Genomic DNA, 17,787 nt, shown 5'->3' on the forward strand with positions numbered 1-17,787 from the left:
AAGGCAGCCCTCAACGCCTTCGACATCACCTTCAACGGCCGACTGTCCATCCGAGACAACTAAAAAATCAAACCCAGTTACACCGAAAACTTGACAGACCCGTGCATTCGCTGCCAGCGATGTACTTTTCCCCTGCGCCAGTTGACACCCCCAGCACTGGGAAGGACAGTGAACGCTGCCAACGCTGGATTTGTTGGGGTCACCTGCTTCGCAACGGTTCCCCAGAGGAGGATCGCGCCAGTCTCGGTGCCTGCGCCTGTGCCTGTGCCTGTGCGGATCTGCCCGAAGTGATTCATGCCGAGAGCGATGAACGGCGGGCCCCCGGGTCGACCTGATCGACCGGGACCGGGCCGCGAGGCCCCCGTTATCGCCGTGTCAGCGTTCTTCGAAAAATAGGACAGTAACGCTGGCAACGAGGCGAAAGGTGGTTCGAAGCGGCATCAAGTCAGCACTCGGGCACGGAACGTCACCGTTCCGGCGAATGCCCCGAGAATATAACAATCTCGTCTTCGAAAATCGAGACGCTGACGCAACGTCGCACCGAATGAGATGGGTGCTGTCCATACTCATGTCGAACGAGCCCACCCGGTTGCCAGCAAATACAGAATTATGAAAGGACAAGATGTCCAGAATCCTCGAAATTTCCGCAGCATTGTCGGAGGCGGCGAGGAGTAGCCGAGTTGGCAACCGGCGGCGTCCCTGGACGGATCGGTACCACGGACTGCTGGGAGATGTTGGTCGCTCTCGGGTCGTTGGTGCAATTGACCTCCTCACGGGATGCATCCGTTGAGCCCCCGCCCAGCGCGAGGACGATTCACGGCGCTGTCTGACCCGATCGCGTGGGTGTCGTTCCTCACATTGGTCCTGATCGTCGTGAGTGGAGCGTTCTGGCTGAATATTGTCGGGAGGACATCGACGGTTTCGGCGCAGGCCAGTTTGTCGGTGTCCCAAGACGCGGGCGGACCGGCTGAAACGGATCGCACAAGCACCGAGCCAGCGGTCGTCGTCATCGGCGCATCAATCTCGGCCGGCCACGCCGTGGGCCCGGGTCAGGCCTGGCCCGATCTCGTGCAACAGCGTCTGGCCGTCTCGGGAGCTCCCCTGCGTGTGGTGAACGCCAGCATCGGCGCGACGCGACTCCTGAACAGTTATCCGGGCCTGCCGAGCAGCCTCTCCCGTGAATCCCGTGATGGTCTCGACGTTCCGGGAGTCCGAACACTCATTCTGACGGATATCATCAACGACATTCAGAACACACCGCACGAGTACGACTCCGGAAAGATTGTCGAGGGAATCCGATCGTTTGTCCAAGCCGCCCACGCCCGGGGCGACCAGGTGACCATACTCACTCTCACGCCGTATGGCGGCTTCGCGACCTTCGAAGTCGCTGGGGAAGCGTGTCGGATTGCCGTCAACGAGGCCTTGCGCACGGATACACTCGCCGACGGCGTCGTCGACGCCGACCTCGCACTGGCCGATCCTGGACAACGCGACAGAATCCGACCCGAGTATGACTCAGGCGACCATCTCCACCCGAACGCCGCCGGTCAGGGCGCCCTCGCTGCCGCCGTCATGCAGACCCTCGCCCCGGCCGGCTAGCTCACCAGGCTGCGATTCACGGCACAATAGTTAGGCGCGACCCGGGGAGGACTAATCAGTCCGCGAACCATCGGCTCAGATCTGTTCGTGCGAAAGGGGATGTTGCCCCACTGGCATTCCTATGTCAGACGTCAGGACAGGAAACCAGACTTCGACGACCAGACCATCGGGGATTCCTGAAACGAGGACCAGCCGGGCACCGTGGGCCTCAACGATGCTCTTGACCAAGGCCAAACCGAGTCCGTGGCCACCAGTGTCCGCGCCACTGGCCGTCCGTAGATCTGACCGGAAGAATGCTTCGGCGAGGAGCGGGATCGTGGCGGCATCGATCACGCTCCCGCTGTTGGCGACCCGCAGGTAGGTGCCCTCTGTGCGTTTCTGCACGAGCACGTTGACGAATCCGTTGTCACGGTTGTGTCGTATGGCATTCTGGATGAGGTTGCGAGCCAGGAGCTGCAAGAGCATCGGCTCCCCGGCTACCAGCGCGTCGTCGACGGAACTGGTCACGCGCAGACCCGCCGCAACCAGGGATGTCGTTTGTTCATCGAGCTCTTCGCGAACGATGCCCGCAAGATCGACCGTGTGTGGACCGTCGAGTCGACTGCTCCCGGCGAGGTTGAGTAGAGCGTGGGTGATGTCAATCGTGCGGTCGTTGGTAATCATCAGTCGCTGCAGGAGTTTGCGGTTCTCCGCGGATTGCGGTCTCTTGTCGGCCACTTGCAGCAGCGTTTTGGTCGTCGCCAGGGGTGTTCGAAGCTCATGGCTGACGTTAGCCCCGAATCTTGCTTGCGTGGCGAAGGAGACTTCAAGTCGCTCGAGCATTCCATCGATGGTGTCCGCGAGGACGTGTACCTCGTCCTTGGGACCCTCAAGGGCGATGCGGGTTCCCAGCGAGCGCCCGTCGAGGGTTTGGGCGGTGTGCGCAATGTCGGTGAGCGGCCGGAGCGCTCGCCCAGTCGTGAACCAACTGACTGCCGCCCCGAGGCCACCAACGACAGTCAGGATGGGGACGGCCACGAAGGCCAGCAATCGTAAGAGGTCACTCTTGTCCTGGACGTTGATGGACGGTGTGCCCATCACGCCACTGGGATATTGACCCTGGGTGAAATAGTACCCAGGAATGATCGCAAGGACGATCGCGACCGCGACCAGCACGCTGAAACCGGTCAGGAGGATCAGGAGCGTGTACGTGATCGTGAGCCGCATCCGCAAGGTGACCCGGGTACGGCGTGCCTCAGTTCTCATCGGGCATCTCCCGAACGCAGTACCCGACTCCCGCGATCGTGGTGACGGGCGAGGGCGCACCCAGCTTTTTCCTCAGGTTGGATATTGTGATGCGGACGGCGTTCGTGAACGGGTTCGCGTTCTCATCCCATGCCTTCTCCAGCAGGGTTTCGGCGCTGACCACACCGCCTCCGGCGCGCACGAGGACCTCCAGAACGGCGAATTCTTTGCGGCTGAGCCGGATGAATCGTCCTTTCCGATACACCTCACGCCGGAACACGTCGACCGTCAGATCTCCGCAGACCAGTGATGGAGGTACAGCGTCCTTGGAGCGACGATTCAGCGCCCGGAGCCGGGCAACAAGCTCCTCCAGATCGAAAGGTTTGGCCAGGTAGTCGTCTGCTCCCAGTTCCAGACCGTCCACTTTGTTCCGCAGCGTTCCGGAGGCGGTCAACATGAGTATCCTTGGCGGTCGCTCCGAAGCAACGAGGCGACGGCACACCTCGTCACCGTGCAGCTTGGGAATGTCTCGATCCAGGACGACGACGTCGTAGTCGTTGACCCACACCTTTTCCAGTGCCATCAGCCCATCGGACGCGATGTCAGCGGCAATCGCCTCCAGCCGAAGACCGGCCTGGATCGCTTCGGCCAAGAAGAGTTCATCTTCCACAATCAAAACCCGCATGCGCTCCGCCTTTCGAAGCCCACTACCAGGCCGTCCCCCCTAGTCGACCACATCCGACCTATGGAAAACGTATGCGGTACCCAAGACGGTGACGCAACAGCCACTCGAGTGTACTTACTCACGGCACCCGAAATCAGGGTTCCGGAAGGAGACATCCATGTACGCCAACGCGACCGTCCGCTTACCAGGACGGCTTCCGTCCCTCACCGGGCTCCGCTGGGTGGCGGCACTGGTCATCTTCGCCTACCACACGCGCAATGTGATCCATTTCCCGGCCTCCGGCCATGCTGTCCTCACCCTGGTCTTTGGCGCTGGCCCGACCGCCGTGTCGCTTTTCTTCATCCTGTCCGGATTCGTCCTCGCCTGGTCGCACGACTCCAGGACCACCGCACGTAAGTTCTGGACGCGCCGTGCCGCCAGCATCGCGCCTGTTCATCTGGCAGCACTGGCTCTGGCACTAGCGCTGGCCGCCACGCTCATTCCCTCCATCCGCACTGAGGATCCCTGGGCCATCCTGGCCAACGGCTTCCTCGTGAACAGCTGGAACCCCCATTGGTGGCAAGCGGGAAACCCCGTGAGCTGGTCCCTAGCCTGCGAAGCCTTCTTCTACGTGGCATTCCCGGTTCTCATTCGAATAATGCGACGCTTCGGCCCAGTGCAACTCTGGGGCGTCCTGGCCTTGCAGGTGGGAATCGTGTTTGCCATCCCCACCTTTCACGACCAGCTCCCCCTCATCATCAGCGCCAATAGTTCCCCCCTAGGCCGGCTTCCCGAATTCATCATCGGCGTCACCCTCGGTCTGATGATCAAAACCGAGGTGTGGCGGGGACCCCGGCTCCGGGTCGGTGTGACCGCAGCCGTCAGCGGATACCTGATCGCGACGCTTGCGCCGGATACGGCCTACACGAATGCCGCGGACACTGTCATCGGATTCGCGCTCCTGATCAGCGCCTCCGCCCGCTGTGACGTCGAAGGACGGCACTCTCCGCTCGGGTCACGAACCATGACGCGATTGGGGACACTCTCTTTCGCGTTCTACCTCATCCATGTCCTCGCGCTGCAAAGTATCTCTTCCCTCTTTCCGGAACAGCTCCCCGAATCGTCCTCCTTCGTCGGAGTCGTCCTCGCCGCGGCAGCATTCGCGGTCTCTCTCGCCGGCGCCGAGTTACTCAATCGAGTGGTGGAGCGCCCGGCAAGGCAGCTGATCCTGCGACGAAAACGCGCTACCCCTTCCGAAAGTGACGTCTCCCCGTCCCGGCGGCCGGTGCTGTGGACATGGAAGCAAGACGAGCGCCGCGACACAGGCACAGGCACAGGCACAGGCACAGGCACAACGCAAACATTGCAAGCAAGGAGATAGAACGTGGACGTAGTTCGTAAATGGGTTTTTCCGATTCTGCGCCTGGTGTTGGTCGCGCTAGTCGCAGTGGCCTTGGGGAAGCTGGCTTTCTTCCCGGACGGCCCGGCCGAGGCGGGCCCGGAGAAGCCGACCGGCCAGGTCACCGAACCTCAAGTCACCGTCACCACAGCAACCATCTCAAATGACGTCACCTTGAAGGGAACGGTGACTTCAGATCCGGCAGTTCCGATTCGCGCCACGAATGCGGGCACAGTCGACGAGCTCGCTGTCACGGTCGGTCAGGCCGTCTCTGCAGGAGACCGGATCCTTGATATCAAGATTGAGACCCAGCGCGACCCGATCGCATCAACCGGACCGGATGGCCTCGTCACCACCACACCTCGAAAGCCGGTCATTACCTACGTTGTCGTCACCGCGCCTATCACCGGTATTGTGAGCGCCCTGCCCGTTCTGGCCGATCAGACCCTCTCCGTCGGAGATATCGTCGGTCGCATTGCCCCACCCAGCTTCTCCGTCACCGGGGCGCTCGCGCCGGCGCAACAGTATCGGCTCGTGAGCAAACCTACGGAGGCGACGGTAACGATCGCGGGTGGCCCTGCACCATTCACGTGCACCGGCCTCACGATCGTCACGCCGCTCGCGGGTGCGGAACCCGGTAACACCTCAGTGGACACCAGTTCTGGAGCCAGCGGTGTCGGGGCGGTGGGCGGTGCCAGTTCGGGCGGAATGAGCACGGTGACCTGCGCGGTACCGCCGGAGGTCACTGTCTTCGGTGGACTCCCTGCTGATGTCAGCATCGCAGCAGGAAAGGCCGAAAACGTCCTAAGCATCCCAACCACGGCCGTCCAGGGGACGGCTGGCACGGGCAACGTGTGGGTCGTTACCCCGGATGGTACCCATGAGACACGGCCCGTCACCCTCGGTATCACCAACGGCCACGAGGTGCAGGTGAGTTCCGGCCTCGTCGCGGGCGACAGCATCCTTCAGTTCGTTCCCGGCGCTCCGGAACCGAATGCCTGCGAGGGCACACCCGGCTGTTCCCCGACCACCAGCGTTCCTACGGCGGGCTAACCGATGCCGTTCCTGGAGCTTCACGGTGTCGGCCGCACGTTAACACGGCTGGATGATCGCCCCCTCACCATCCTCAGCGGCATCGACCTGTCGATCGAACAGGGTGACAGAATCTCCGTCGTCGGCCGATCAGGATCGGGGAAATCCACTCTGTTGAACCTGCTCGGCCTGCTCGATTCACCGACGGAAGGAGAGATTCGCCTCGAAGGCCTTGATGTTTCCCAGTTCTCGAACCGGCGACGCGACCTCACTCGCGGCAGGGATATTGGTTTCGTCTTCCAGCAGTTCAATCTCCTGCACGGACGAACCGCATTGGAAAATGTCTCAACGCCCCTTCTCTATGAGCGTGGAGCAACATTCTGGAAGCGCACAGCGATCGCTGCCGAGATGCTTGAACGCGTCGGTCTCGGGAACCGGCTCTCTTCGACCCCGGTCCAACTGTCCGGAGGAGAACAACAACGCGTCGCGGTGGCCAGAGCCCTCGTCCGGCGCCCCCGGCTGATCCTGGCCGACGAGCCAACCGGCGCCCTGGACATTGAGACCGGCGAGACTGTCATGGCGCTGCTCGACGAGATCGCTACGGCCTCGAACGCGGCCCTGGTAACGATCACACACGACCCGTCGATCGCCGCCCGCGCGCACCGGCAATACACACTAGAAGACGGTGGCCTCATTGCCCGCGATCTGATCACCCCTGACCTGATATCTCGCGGCCCGGTCACCAGGGCCAAGCTGTCCGGATGCAACTCATGACGGGCCTCCTGGCCGCTTGTGTCGGCTCAGTTATTGAAGCCTGGACCGAGTTGCGCGTCCACCGCACCCGGGTGCTTCTCTCCCTGATAGGGGTGGCAGTGGCGGTGTGCTCACTGACGAGCGTCGTAGCGCTGGGCGATATCGCCCAGCAGGCCACGATCGAGTCGAGTGAGCGTTCGAATGGACGCCCGGCGGCCCTGTCGCTGTCTCTGCAATCCCAGGACGACCAGCCCACCGATGACGCACTCGTGCAGACGGCGTGGACGGAGGCACTCACGCGTTACGACGTGACGTTCGCGAGCCGGATCATTCCGCGCCAGGTCGACGTGCAGTTCGTCGATGGTGTGGCCGCGGTTACCTCAACCATGGTCGATCCGGCCTACGGCGCAATGCACCGGGTGTCGCCCGAGCACGGGAGGTGGTTCACCGCGACAGACATCAACCGTCTGGCACCGGCCGTGATCATCGACGAGCGTCTCTGGGCTCGGCTCGGCTCCCCCGACCTCGCTCTGAACCCGACAATCAGCCTCTTTGGCGTCAACCCCGTCACGGCCGTCGTGGTCGGCATCGTGAAGAGCCCGCCGTACAACCTGGAACCGACGATGTTCATGCTCAATGCTGCTTACTCCCGGATCGAGTCGACTCTGCAAGCCGCCACAGTCCAGCCCGCACACCCTGCTTACGAGCTGTGGGTACCCCCCGAAAACGCGGCCGACCTGATGACGCACCTGCAATCGGACTTCACGGCCACACTCGGCGAAGGAACCATCGTCAGCGTCAACCGGCAGGACTACGCGGCCTACGGGCAAGACCCCAATCTGTCCCTCAAACTCTTAGTCAGCGGTGTCTCTGTGCTCCTTCTTCTCCTGGGCGCGCTCGGCCTTCTGAACATCTCACTCGTCACCATCCGCCAGCGCATCCAAGAGATCGGCATCAGACGAAGCTTTGGAGCAACCGCGGCGCGAGTCTTCTTCGCCGTGATGATGGAAAGCGTCGTAGCGACCGTCGCGGCCGGAATCGTGGGAGTGATGTTATCGATGCTCCTCGTGAAGAGCCCCTGGGCCACCGACCTCGTCAGCCAAGGCGCAACTGATCTCCCGCCCTTTCCCCTCGAAGCCGCCGTACTCGGCCTCGGTATCGCGACCCTGGTTGGTGCTCTCGCGGGACTTCTGCCGGCTCTCGTCGCAGTCCGTGTCAAGGTCATCGATGCGATCCGCTACTGAACCGGCAGGGGACGAGGCAATCGAGCACGCCACGCGCTTGACGACTCCGAAGGTAATTTGCCCTCGTTTTCGGAGAATTTAACAGCGGCGGCCTTTTCGCCGACCAGGTCAATCCCGCGTTCCCAAGACTCCCGAACATGGTTCGCGGCGCGACGCCCAATCATTCGTCCGAGCACACATCTGATGTTCACGGGTTGGCATCGAACAAATCAGGGAGCCTGGCACTTATGCGTGGCGGCGACTGCCCCACATCTAGAAAACGAGCTACGTCACTAGTATGAAGGGGGGTACCCTCGCCGCCGTCGGGCCCGAAACGAACCCACCCTGGAACGTTGTTGGTTCGGACGTCGTTGCTGCAGGTGGCACCAATGGTGGCGCCCCGCCGATGAAGTTCAAACCATTCCCCGTTGGTATATACAAGGGTGTACATACTCTCAACAGCAGAAACCGCGGATAGCTACCGTCAAACCAAACAAAAATGCCGATTATGCCCAATTTCACTCGAAAAAGTGTGCTTCTGGAGGGATTCGAACCCTAGTCACGGCCCAGTCAGGGCCTCGCACAGGGCCAACTTCCGCGTAATTTCAACGTTTTTCGGTCACTTCGCTACCATCAGAATCAGGGTGATTTCTTTCAAATGTGGGCAAAATGTGGGCACGATGTCCTGAGACATAACACTGAGGCATTACATCGCATAGCGCCCTGTCCCAACAAGCCATAGTGGCCATACGGACTTGATGCACGTCGCTGATCAGCCTTAGGAACGACATGAGTTGACGTTGGATTCGCCAGTGCCCGATTGGCTCGTGATCACCACAGAGAATGCGTTCCAGGGCCGACTCGTATCACCTCGTATCTGAAATTGAGGTTGGACTCTTTGTCCGACGAGGATGGAGTCGACGGCCGAATCGTCTACAAGCCGCTCAGCCCGGCCAGGCGCAGTATCGCTGCAAGTCCTTCCGGCGTACCCGGCCAGTGGTGTTCCACGGCGTCCCGGCCCGCACGCTGGACCGCGAATCGGAGTGCGATCGCCACCACCAACGCGTCGTCTGCGTAGCCGAGCACCGGTATGAAGTCGGGGATCAGGTCTATCGGCGAGACAAGATAGACCAGCAGGACCCCGAGCCAGATTCGAACGCCGATCGACACAGTCCGATCAGTGGCCAACCGTTTCAGAAGCCGAACGACGTCTGGGGCGAGACGGAGCAGATCGCGAAGGGACGCACCACCGGGGTGACGGCGCTGTTCGACCCACAGGATGAGAACCAGGATCACCCAGAGGAGCGCGAGCCCACCGAGGACTGCCAGCGTGGCCTGCCAGAACGGGGTCATGAGCGGAAAATGTGGCTGGCTTCCCGGGCCGCGTAGTAGACGATCACGTAGCCGGCGAGCGGATCGGCCCACCACCAGCCGAGGAACAGGTCAAGGGCCAAGCCTCCGAGCACGGCGACGGCGAGCAGACCATCGATGAACGTCACGCGCCCCTCCACAACTAGCACGGGATTGCCCAGGGCTCGGCCCGTTCGGGCCTTTCCGAAGGCCAGCGCGAACATGACCGCCGCGGTGACGCCGGTCCAGACTATTCCAGCGATGCTGGGCGACGCGTGGTGATTGGACAGCAATGCCACGGTCGATTGCACGGCGAGGTACACCGCGAGCGCGATGAACGCGATGCCGATCAACCGCAGGGCCCGGCGCTGCCGGGCGTCCCCCGTTCCTGACAGCTCCCAGAGCACGACAGTGCTGGCACCGATTTCGATGAGGCTGTCCAGCCCGAACCCGACGAGAGCTACGGAAGAGGAGGTCACGGCGAGGACGGCCAGTATGCCGACCCCGACAACGTTCCACCCCAGGGTGGCATATTCGAGCAGTCGTCCCCGCCCGACGAGAAGTGCTGTGGCCTGTCCGGCCGGCGTTGAACGCATGCTGCCATTCTCTCAACCATCGCGTGAAGGACGAACCGTCGTCCCGGTCGCCTACGGAACCGGAATGTCAACCCTCTTTTCTCTCCAAGTAGAAATTTCCCCGTGACCGGCTGGAATGTGTCAAGCTGGACCCAGCGCTGATGCGCTACGGCGGTGGGGCTCGCCGTAACCAACTTCGACATTCGTCGACAACAGTCCCTATCTCAAGCCATTTGGCGTGCCATGAGATAGGACCCCACCGTGACCCCCTCCCGCTTTGTTCGCCGCCGGAATCCGTCACCGACCGCCGCGAGATTCAACTCAGCCTCGTCAGCCGCTGATGCCGCGCCCGACCTCGGCCGCACCTGGCTTTCTGGCTATGGTCTCGATGAATGGTCAGGTCACACCCAACAACTCGGGAGCCTCAGCCGATTCGATTCCAGAGGGAGCGCATCGTGAGCGATAGTCGTCCAGCACGTGTCATCGTCGGCGTCACACGTCACCAGCCCGATGCCGTCGTCTTGGAGGCCGCCGTGTTCGCCCGGCATTTCCAGGCCGAACTCGTCTGCGCTTCCGTCGATTCCAGCCGATACATGGTGAGCGAGTCGCCCGATGGCAGCATGACCTCGCTGCCGTTCGATCCGGACCTGCCCGACCTCACGCCGACCGGCTTCGACCCTCGGCTTGAAGCGCGCCTTGCGGCGGCCCTCACAGACCAGGGCGTGGCCTGGTCGACTTTGGCGTTGGCGGGCGACCCCGCGCGAGCCCTCGGCCACCTCGCGGAGACTCTCGGCGCCTCGATGATCGTCGTCGGGACCCGGGAGCCGACCGCCCGACACGGCCTGCAATCCTTCTTCGGGGGATCGGTAGCCGTGCACCTCGCGCACCGTCAGCACCGCCCCGTTGTCATCATTCCGCTCGCTCCCGTTCCCTTCGACGACGCACTGCCGTGGGAATCTGCCTGATGTCGGGTATATCCTGTAATTCGGCGATGGATCCCGCCGGAGCGCAAGCTCGAACGGCACTGTCCGCTAATGGTTCCTACCTTCTCCGCAATCTGAGAACAGGTAGGTGACCCATGCGTACGACAAGCGAGTTGATCCTCTCCCCGTGCCGCACCCGGTTTACCGCCCTTGCGTGCAGCCCTCATCTCCGCGCCCCGTCATCTCGGGCACTCCGCGCCAACTGCCATCCCATTCACGACGTCACCGTGGGAGCAGCCGCTCTCGCGAGGACGAAAACAGGAGGAACCAAATGAGCGAAAACACCACCACCAACACCACCGGCACGCCGGCTGGAGCGATAGAGATCACCGCCGTTACAGCGCGCCAGATCCTGGACTCGCGCGGCAACCCGACCGTGCACGTCAACCTCACCCTGGGTGATGGCACGCTCGTGGAAGCGTCTGCCCCGTCGGGAGCATCCACCGGCGCCTTCGAAGCGATCGAACTGCGCGACGGCGGAAGCTCCTACGGGGGCCTGAGCGTGCACCGTGCCGTGGACGGCGTCAACACCGAGATCGCACCACTTCTCCTGTCGAAGACGTGGACGAGCATCCGTGAGATCGACGACGCGATGCGCGACCTCGACGGCACCCCGAACTACTCGAGGCTCGGTGCCAACGCCACCGTCGCCGTCTCCATCGCCGCGAGCCGTGCCCTGGCGCACGCGGCCGGGCTGCCCCTGCACGCGTGGATCGCGCAGCAGACCGGCAACACCGAGCTCCTTCCGGTGCCGCACTTCAACGTCCTCAACGGCGGAGCCCACGCGGCAAACGACCTCGACTTCCAGGAATTCATGATCGCCCCGGTCGGCGCAGCCAGCGAAGAGCTCGCAGTTCAGGCCGGCGCGGAAATCTATCACGCCCTGGCCAAGCGCATCCGGGCCCGCTACAACGCGACCGGCCTCGGCGACGAGGGCGGCTTCGCCCCGCCCATCAGTAGCCCCGACGAAGCCCTCGAGCTCCTCGTCCAGGCCATCACGGATGCCGGGTACACGCCGGGCATCGACCAGATCGCGATCGCCATGGACCCCGCGGCAAACGGCTTCTACGACGGCGATGGCGTCTACCGGATCGCCGGCGTTGCCAAGTCCCGCGCCGAACTGGCCGACTACTACGCCGAGCTCTGCGCGAAGTACCCGATCTGGAGCATCGAGGACGGCTTCGCCGAAGACGACCACGCAGGCTGGAAAATCCTCTTCGACAAGCTCGGCGACACCGTGCAGCTCGTCGGCGACGACCTCTACGTCACGGATGCTGTTCGGATCCGGGATGGCGCCACGAACGGCTACTCGAACGCGGCGCTCATCAAGCCGAACCAGATCGGCACCGTCAGCCAGACGTTCGACGCGATCGCGGCGGCCCGGGAGACCGGCATGCAGAGCATGGTCTCGCACCGCTCCGGTGAGACGTCCGACACCTTCATCGCCGACCTCGTCGTCGGAACCGGAGTCGGTCAGATCAAGACCGGCGCCCCGGCACGCGGCGAACGGGTCGCCAAGTACAACCGCATGATGGAGATCGAAGCGACCACCACGGGGCTGCGCTACGGACTCAAATAAGCACCCGACCACCCCTTCTCGGTAACAACCACGACCCCTGCCACCGCACAGACACGGAGACCCCGCGCGTGAACACCATCGACCCCTCCCCCACTTCGACCCGGCCAACCGGAACGGCCGACGACACCGAGGGCCTGCTGCCCCTGGACAGCGACCTCGAAGTGGGAGAGACATCGACAGACCACGCGCGGCCCGTGCACCTGCGGTGGCAGTACCTGGGCCTCGTCGCGATCGGGGGAACAGCCGGCACCGCCCTACGGGAGCTGCTCAGCATCACTGTTCCTCCGATCGGTCAGGTGCCCGTCGTGACCATCGGGATCAATATTGCCGGGGCATTCCTGCTCGGCGCACTCCTCGAATCACTCGCCAAACGAGGACCGGATGAAGGCAGACGGCGCCACCTGCGCCTGCTGCTGGGCACCGGAACGTTGGGCGGCTTCACCACCTACAGCGCCCTGGCCACCGATACGAGCCTCCTGATTGCCCGGGACAGTCTCGGCCTTGCGCTGCTCTACGCCCTGGCGACGATCGTTGTCGGCGCCATCGCCACCTGGGCCGGAATCTCCGTCTCCGCAGCCGCACGACAACGGAGTCGTCCCACGGACGCTCCGGGAACGCGGGAGTCGAGCAAGTGACCCCGCTCGTGTTCGCAGGCCTGTCCCTCGCGGGCGGGGTCGGTGCCGCGCTCCGGCTCCTCATCGACGGACTCCTCCGTGCGCGCGTGCGCACCACGCTGCCCGTGGGAACCTTCGCCATCAACCTGACTGGATCGCTCCTCCTCGGCCTCATCACCGGGCTGACCCTGAACAGTCTCCTACCCGAGGAACTGCACCTGATCCTCGGTGGCGGTTTGATGGGCGGCTTCACCACGTTCAGCACCGCAAGCTTCGAGACCGTCCGGCTGGCCCAGGACCGCCGGTACCTCGCAGCCCTGGCCAACGGCCTCGGAATGCTCATCGCCGCCGCGGCCGCCGCCGGACTCGGCCTCTGGATTGGAGTCCAACTATGACCAAGCACGGCGAAGCGAACGATCTCCCGGCGGTACAGGTCACCATCGCAGACAACGCCCGGGTGATCGAATTGGCCCGCGCATCCGTCGAACGCTGGGCCATCGCCCTGGACAGGTTGGCGCGGCAATGACCGCTTTCCTCCTGCCCGAGCAGGTACTCGCGATCCACGACCTCCAGTCCTCTCAACCGCTCCGCAGCGAAGGAGCGCTGAAAGGCGCCGTCACCCGGCCACAATCGGCCTGGTCCGACCAGCTTCTGTATCCGACGACCGTGGCGCAGGCTGCCGTGCTTCTGACGTCCATTTGCCAGGCCCAGGCCTTCCTGGACGGTAACAAACGCACCGCGTGGGTGGCCTGTGACGTCTTCCTGACCCTGAACGGCCTGCACCTCACCCAGGTGTCCGACGACGACGTCGTGGCCCTGATGCACGGCATCAGTCGCGGCACGCGAGACGTGGCCTCCGTGACCGAGTGGATCAGCACCCACACCACAACGAACAGGAGCGAACCATGACGAGCCTCACCATCACGATCGAGATCCCGCGCGGAAGCAACAACAAGTACGAGGTCGATCACGAGAGCGGTCGCATCCGCCTGGACCGCGCCCTCTTCACACCGATGACCTACCCCACCGACTACGGCTTCATCGAGGATTCCCTCGGCGAAGACGGCGATCCTCTCGATGCCCTCGTCCTCCTGCAGAATCCCGTCTTTCCCGGCGTCATGGTCGACGCCCGTCCGGTCGGCGTCTTCAAGATGTCCGACGAAGCGGGCCCGGATGCCAAGATCATCACCGTTCCGGCTACCGACCCCCGGTATCAGCACATCCAGGGCATCGACGACGTCCCCCACGATCTGCGCAACCAGATCGAGCACTTCTTCACCCACTACAAAGACCTCGAACCCGGCAAGCACACCAGCATCAATGGCTGGGGCGATCTCGCCGAAGCCCAGACCCTGATCGATGACGCCTACCGCCGGTTGGCAAACGAGCACAGCTGACAACAATGACCAAGGCTGCAGCGCTGGCGACCGCACGGGAGGACCTCGAGCTCCTCCCCGACCCAGACCACAATCTGTCGGTCGAGGAGGTCAAACTGCTGTGGTCCTTCCTGCACGGCGACATCATGATCGGAGGAATTCGTCAGCGGCTGCGCGAGCACTGGGGGCTCTGCCCCCGGCACTCCTGGGGTCACGCTGTCGTCGAGATCGAGCTCTGGCAAGCCGGCGCCGGCTTGCGCGCCGGCCACCAGCCCTTCGAGATCGGCATCCTCTACGAAGACCTGTTGGAAACGATGATCCGCAAGCTTTCGGACAGCCGGCCGCGGTCGCGAATGTCGGTACTGACCCCGCGTGGCATCTGCCCCATCTGCCGGGATCTCCGCGGACCCGCGATCCCCGGAATCGGAGGCGGTGGCTACGCGGGTTCCGATAGTGCCGCGCTCACCATCGAGGCCAACGAGATGATCCACATGCGGCAATGGGTCGCCGAGACTCGAACTCTGTGGCACGCCTGCCCCTCATGTGCGAGCACTCGCGACGATGTTGACGCCGTTCTCTGCCGCCGCCACATCCTTCAGCGTGGCAGCCTCACGGACGAGGACGCCCGGAGCCTCGTGGTCAAGCTCTCCGACACCCGAGAATTGCTCGTGCCGCTCGTCGAATCAATGACCCAGACAGGGCGTCCAAGCACCGGGCTCGCCGACGCATCCTGGATTCACGCTCTGGGCTGGTTCCACGGCTGGACCTTCCCCCTGGCTCTCGCCCAATGCGGAGCGGAGTCCCCGCTGTGACATCACCTCCATGCCGGCAGCACCCCCGGTATCCAATAGCTGCCCAGACGGCACTCGAAGGTACGTCCACGACCTTCGTCGTTTGGGCTCGAGGGGACACCCTTGGAAAAGGTGTCCCCTCACCCTGTCAAGCCCCGGGTTGCGTAGAGCGTCCAGTGAGCACACCTGATCGGAGTGCTGGCCGCAAGCACCGCATCACCTCACATGCCCAGGCCTGCGAAAGCCGCGTCGTTCCTGGATTGAACTCGGAAGGAGAATAGAGCCTTCCTATGACGAATGAAGAGGTCACACAACCAAGTCAGTCCGACGCTGGTCGCAAAACGGAGGGCCGCCGTACGATCCTCGCCGTCGGATGGGCCAGCTTCTTCGGTGGGGTGAGTCAAGATATCGTCATCCCCATTTTGCCCCTGTACCTGACCCAGGTCCTCGGTCTGGACAAGGCCTTCATCGGTGTCGCGGAGGGGCTCGTGACAGCCGCCTCCAGTGTTTTCAAAATCATCGCCGGACGATTGTCAGATCGTCTGCCATTCCAGAGGCCCCTTGTCGCGGCCGGGTATTCGCTCTCGATGGTAGGGCGACTCGGGTTGGTGTTCGCCAGTGGTACGTTGGCCGTCTTCGCCCTGCGATTCACTGATGGAATCGGCAAGGGCGTCAAAGACCCGCCGAAGGATGTGCTCGTCGCCAATGCGGCCGCGGCAACGACTCGAGGGCGGAGCTTCGGCATCACCCGAATGCTGGATACCTTCGGATCGGCTCTAGGACCCCTCGTGTTGAGCGGGCTGCTGTTCGTATTCGTGCAGAATCACGTGGCGCCAGAAGATTACTACCGTTGGTTGCTGGTGCTCTCAGCTCTTGTTCTTGTCATCACCCTTGCGATCGTGCAGTTAGGAATCAGGGAAAAGAGAAGAACAGTCTCCCGAGGAGACGCAGCCGCTCGCGAGCCTTTAGCACGGTCCTTCTACCTTTTCACTACCCTTGCGGGATTGTTTGCTATCGCGAACTCCTCGGACGCCTTCTTGATTCTCCGAGCCCAGAACCTCGGTCTCGGGGTCATCGTTATTCCACTTGCCTACGCGGTGCTCAATATCATTTATGGCGCCCTAGCACTGCCGGCTGGCATACTCTCCGACAGGGTCGGCCGCATCCCCCTCATAACAGCTGGTTGGACCCTCTATGCCGTTTGCTACCTTGGATTCGCACTGGCCGACAGCGCCTGGCAGGTCTGGCCCCTTTTCGCCCTCTACGGCATCTTCTACGCCGTCACCGAGGGAGTTTCGAAGGCATTGATCGCCGACACCGTTGGCCGGGAGGTACGCGGGCGGGCGTATGGCGTTTACAACATGGTTATTGGCCTTGCCGCGCTCCCGGCCAGCCTGGTCGCAGGCCTACTCTGGGACGGGATTTCCTCCCGCGCGCCTTTCTTCTTTAGCGCCGCTCTGGCTCTTATGGCAGTCGTTCTGATGATCGCATTCAGGCATCAGGTCACTCCCCGCGCGCAACGAAGTTCCATCGCAGGATAGCGGCCGTAATGATTCCGCATACCAAGCCCCGGCACACACCGCTATCGAGCCCAACCCTTGGAAGACCGCGCACCGCCTGAATAACCGATCAGATCACAGGCGGGACACGTACTGTAATCGGATCTCGATATTCGAAACCAACACACCCTCTCGATTGGACCCTCGCGTGATTCGAGCCGACCAGCCCGATAAGGGAGTTCCCGGCGAAATAGCGCAGGAAAGCCAAAACCTCCCCCGTCGAAGCGCCTCACTCTGGCGGCGCCTCGCCCACGGCCTACACCTGCTCAGTGAGCGACTCGGACCTTACGGTGCGCTGATCCTGATTCTGACGTTCGGGTTGATTCTCGTCGTCGCCTTGAGCGTCGCCGTGGCACAGGTGTACGACAACATCACCGACGCAGACGGGGTAGCCGGTCTCGATCGGCCCCTGCTGAACTTTGCCATCTCGCTCCGATCACCCCTACTCGACATGATCCTCACCGGGTACACCGAGATCGCCGGTCCCATCGGCATGCCCATCATCGCCATCGCTGCGATTCTGATTCTTGCCATCCATCGACAGTCCTGGACGCCGGTAATTCTGATCGTCGCTGCCGGTGGCGGGTCGCTCCTCATGACGATCGCAGGAAAGGACTTGTTCGGACGCGACCGTCCTCCGCTCGCCGATGCGGTTCCCCCCTACGAATACTCAGCATCCTTCCCGAGCGGCCACACCCTGAACGCGGTCGCGGTCGTAGGAGTGATCGCCTACCTGCTCATCCTGCGCCAGAAGACCTTCCGGGCCAGGACCGTGACGATCAGCGCCGCAGCAATCTTCGCCATAACGACAGGACTCAATCGGGTCTACCTCGGGCACCACTGGGCAACCGACGTCTTGGGGGCCTGGATGCTCGGCGCCGCATGGCTCGCTCTCGTCATCACCGCACACCGGCTCTACCTCACCGTTCGCGTCCTGCGCGACGGACCAGACCCGTCGCGCCCCGCCCTCCACAGCGTGACCGCTGCGCATAAAACGCGACCCCGACGCGAGCACGTTGCCCCGCCGACCAAGCCTGCCTCCGGAGAGACGGACGTGTAGAGGATG

Annotated in this window: 19 protein-coding genes and 1 riboswitch; of the genes, 15 read left to right on the forward strand and 4 right to left on the reverse strand. The window is 63.0% G+C overall.

The features are described from left to right. Window positions 1-843: 843 nt before the first annotated feature. Window positions 844-1,599 (forward strand): GDSL-type esterase/lipase family protein, encoded by a 756-nt coding sequence (locus E3O44_RS06680; RefSeq protein ID WP_166792570.1) that lies wholly within the window; start codon window positions 844-846, stop codon window positions 1,597-1,599. 75 nt (window positions 1,600-1,674) lie between these two features. Here E3O44_RS06680 and E3O44_RS06685 read toward each other — a convergent pair whose 3' ends face one another. Then, window positions 1,675-2,844 carry a sensor histidine kinase gene (locus E3O44_RS06685; RefSeq protein ID WP_134533790.1) on the reverse strand — a complete coding sequence of 390 codons (1,170 nt, stop codon included), beginning with the start codon at window positions 2,842-2,844 and terminating at the stop codon, window positions 1,675-1,677. Continuing rightward, the gene (locus E3O44_RS06690; protein WP_134533791.1) at window positions 2,834-3,508 is read right to left on the reverse strand and encodes a response regulator transcription factor; all 675 of its coding nucleotides are present in this window, start codon (window positions 3,506-3,508) and stop codon (window positions 2,834-2,836) included. Before E3O44_RS06690 ends, E3O44_RS06685 begins: the two co-directional genes overlap by 11 nt. A 157-nt stretch (window positions 3,509-3,665) precedes the next feature. Here E3O44_RS06690 and E3O44_RS06695 point away from each other — a divergent pair, with 157 nt between their 5' ends. From E3O44_RS06695 to E3O44_RS06710, 4 genes are read left to right on the forward strand one after another with little or no spacing between them, the layout of a single operon-like run. Beyond that, window positions 3,666-4,868 (forward strand): acyltransferase family protein, encoded by a 1,203-nt coding sequence (locus E3O44_RS06695; RefSeq protein ID WP_134533793.1) that lies wholly within the window; start codon window positions 3,666-3,668, stop codon window positions 4,866-4,868. Between the two features lie 3 nt (window positions 4,869-4,871). Beyond that, on the forward strand, window positions 4,872-5,939 hold the full coding sequence (locus E3O44_RS06700; protein ID WP_134533795.1) for an efflux RND transporter periplasmic adaptor subunit: 1,068 nt from the start codon (window positions 4,872-4,874) through the stop codon (window positions 5,937-5,939). A 3-nt stretch (window positions 5,940-5,942) separates the two neighbouring features. Further along, window positions 5,943-6,692: an ABC transporter ATP-binding protein gene (locus E3O44_RS06705; protein ID WP_134533797.1), complete on the forward strand. Its 750-nt coding sequence runs from the start codon at window positions 5,943-5,945 to the stop codon at window positions 6,690-6,692. Next, a complete protein-coding gene (locus tag E3O44_RS06710) occupies window positions 6,680-7,915 on the forward strand; it encodes an ABC transporter permease (protein ID WP_241976113.1) in 1,236 nt (411 codons plus the stop codon). The genes E3O44_RS06705 and E3O44_RS06710 overlap by 13 nt, the downstream gene beginning before the upstream one ends. 912 nt (window positions 7,916-8,827) lie before the next feature. Here the strand turns inward: E3O44_RS06710 and E3O44_RS06715 are convergent. Beyond that, window positions 8,828-9,247, reverse strand: coding sequence for a YkvA family protein (locus tag E3O44_RS06715; RefSeq protein ID WP_134533799.1), 420 nt, complete (start codon window positions 9,245-9,247; stop codon window positions 8,828-8,830). Continuing rightward, window positions 9,244-9,840, reverse strand: a complete 597-nt coding sequence (locus E3O44_RS06720; RefSeq protein ID WP_134533801.1) for a cation efflux transmembrane domain-containing protein — start codon at window positions 9,838-9,840, stop codon at window positions 9,244-9,246. Before E3O44_RS06720 ends, E3O44_RS06715 begins: the two co-directional genes overlap by 4 nt. 434 nt (window positions 9,841-10,274) lie before the next feature. Here E3O44_RS06720 and E3O44_RS06725 point away from each other — a divergent pair, with 434 nt between their 5' ends. The 10 genes from E3O44_RS06725 to E3O44_RS06765 all read left to right on the forward strand — a co-directional run bounded on the left by E3O44_RS06725 (window position 10,275) and on the right by E3O44_RS06765 (window position 17,781). Continuing rightward, window positions 10,275-10,784 (forward strand): universal stress protein, encoded by a 510-nt coding sequence (locus E3O44_RS06725; protein WP_241976115.1) that lies wholly within the window; start codon window positions 10,275-10,277, stop codon window positions 10,782-10,784. Window positions 10,785-10,797: 13 nt separating this feature from the next. After that, window positions 10,798-10,870: riboswitch (Fluoride riboswitch) on the forward strand. A 203-nt stretch (window positions 10,871-11,073) separates the two neighbouring features. Next, the gene (eno, locus tag E3O44_RS06730) at window positions 11,074-12,381 is read left to right on the forward strand and encodes a phosphopyruvate hydratase (protein ID WP_134533805.1); all 1,308 of its coding nucleotides are present in this window, start codon (window positions 11,074-11,076) and stop codon (window positions 12,379-12,381) included. Between the two features lie 68 nt (window positions 12,382-12,449). After that, window positions 12,450-13,016: a fluoride efflux transporter FluC gene (locus tag E3O44_RS06735; RefSeq protein WP_338144727.1), complete on the forward strand. Its 567-nt coding sequence runs from the start codon at window positions 12,450-12,452 to the stop codon at window positions 13,014-13,016. Continuing rightward, a complete protein-coding gene (gene crcB / locus E3O44_RS06740; RefSeq protein WP_134533807.1) occupies window positions 13,013-13,390 on the forward strand; it encodes a fluoride efflux transporter CrcB in 378 nt (125 codons plus the stop codon). Before E3O44_RS06735 ends, crcB begins: the two co-directional genes overlap by 4 nt. After that, window positions 13,387-13,521 carry a hypothetical protein gene (locus E3O44_RS19745; RefSeq protein WP_255454347.1) on the forward strand — a complete coding sequence of 45 codons (135 nt, stop codon included), beginning with the start codon at window positions 13,387-13,389 and terminating at the stop codon, window positions 13,519-13,521. The genes crcB and E3O44_RS19745 overlap by 4 nt, the downstream gene beginning before the upstream one ends. Then, the gene (locus tag E3O44_RS06745) at window positions 13,518-13,904 is read left to right on the forward strand and encodes a type II toxin-antitoxin system death-on-curing family toxin (protein WP_134533808.1); all 387 of its coding nucleotides are present in this window, start codon (window positions 13,518-13,520) and stop codon (window positions 13,902-13,904) included. The genes E3O44_RS19745 and E3O44_RS06745 overlap by 4 nt, the downstream gene beginning before the upstream one ends. After that, entirely contained in the window at window positions 13,901-14,392 is a 492-nt protein-coding gene (locus E3O44_RS06750; RefSeq protein WP_134533810.1) for an inorganic diphosphatase, read from the forward strand. Before E3O44_RS06745 ends, E3O44_RS06750 begins: the two co-directional genes overlap by 4 nt. 5 nt (window positions 14,393-14,397) lie before the next feature. Continuing rightward, window positions 14,398-15,183, forward strand: coding sequence for a hypothetical protein (locus E3O44_RS06755; RefSeq protein WP_134533812.1), 786 nt, complete (start codon window positions 14,398-14,400; stop codon window positions 15,181-15,183). A 269-nt stretch (window positions 15,184-15,452) separates the two neighbouring features. Beyond that, window positions 15,453-16,703, forward strand: a complete 1,251-nt coding sequence (locus E3O44_RS06760; RefSeq protein ID WP_134533814.1) for an MFS transporter — start codon at window positions 15,453-15,455, stop codon at window positions 16,701-16,703. Window positions 16,704-17,058: 355 nt separating this feature from the next. Further along, window positions 17,059-17,781 carry a phosphatase PAP2 family protein gene (locus E3O44_RS06765; protein WP_241976117.1) on the forward strand — a complete coding sequence of 241 codons (723 nt, stop codon included), beginning with the start codon at window positions 17,059-17,061 and terminating at the stop codon, window positions 17,779-17,781. The last annotated feature ends 6 nt before the right edge of the window (window positions 17,782-17,787 follow it).

Origin of the sequence: Cryobacterium algoricola, from assembly GCF_004402485.1 — a bacterium.
Taxonomy (GTDB): domain Bacteria; phylum Actinomycetota; class Actinomycetes; order Actinomycetales; family Microbacteriaceae; genus Cryobacterium; species Cryobacterium algoricola.

Coding starts and splice junctions, on each gene's coding strand:
- E3O44_RS06685 (WP_134533790.1), bottom strand. CDS start 2,844: ATGAGAACTGAGGCACGCCGTACCCGGGTCACCTTGCGGATGCGGCTC.
- E3O44_RS06690 (WP_134533791.1), bottom strand. CDS start 3,508: ATGCGGGTTTTGATTGTGGAAGATGAACTCTTCTTGGCCGAAGCGATC.
- E3O44_RS06695 (WP_134533793.1), top strand. CDS start 3,666: ATGTACGCCAACGCGACCGTCCGCTTACCAGGACGGCTTCCGTCCCTC.
- E3O44_RS06705 (WP_134533797.1), top strand. CDS start 5,943: ATGCCGTTCCTGGAGCTTCACGGTGTCGGCCGCACGTTAACACGGCTG.
- E3O44_RS06710 (WP_241976113.1), top strand. CDS start 6,680: ATGCAACTCATGACGGGCCTCCTGGCCGCTTGTGTCGGCTCAGTTATT.
- E3O44_RS06715 (WP_134533799.1), bottom strand. CDS start 9,247: ATGACCCCGTTCTGGCAGGCCACGCTGGCAGTCCTCGGTGGGCTCGCG.
- E3O44_RS06720 (WP_134533801.1), bottom strand. CDS start 9,840: ATGCGTTCAACGCCGGCCGGACAGGCCACAGCACTTCTCGTCGGGCGG.
- eno (WP_134533805.1), top strand. CDS start 11,074: ATGAGCGAAAACACCACCACCAACACCACCGGCACGCCGGCTGGAGCG.
- E3O44_RS19745 (WP_255454347.1), top strand. CDS start 13,387: ATGACCAAGCACGGCGAAGCGAACGATCTCCCGGCGGTACAGGTCACC.
- E3O44_RS06745 (WP_134533808.1), top strand. CDS start 13,518: ATGACCGCTTTCCTCCTGCCCGAGCAGGTACTCGCGATCCACGACCTC.
- E3O44_RS06750 (WP_134533810.1), top strand. CDS start 13,901: ATGACGAGCCTCACCATCACGATCGAGATCCCGCGCGGAAGCAACAAC.
- E3O44_RS06755 (WP_134533812.1), top strand. CDS start 14,398: ATGACCAAGGCTGCAGCGCTGGCGACCGCACGGGAGGACCTCGAGCTC.
- E3O44_RS06760 (WP_134533814.1), top strand. CDS start 15,453: ATGACGAATGAAGAGGTCACACAACCAAGTCAGTCCGACGCTGGTCGC.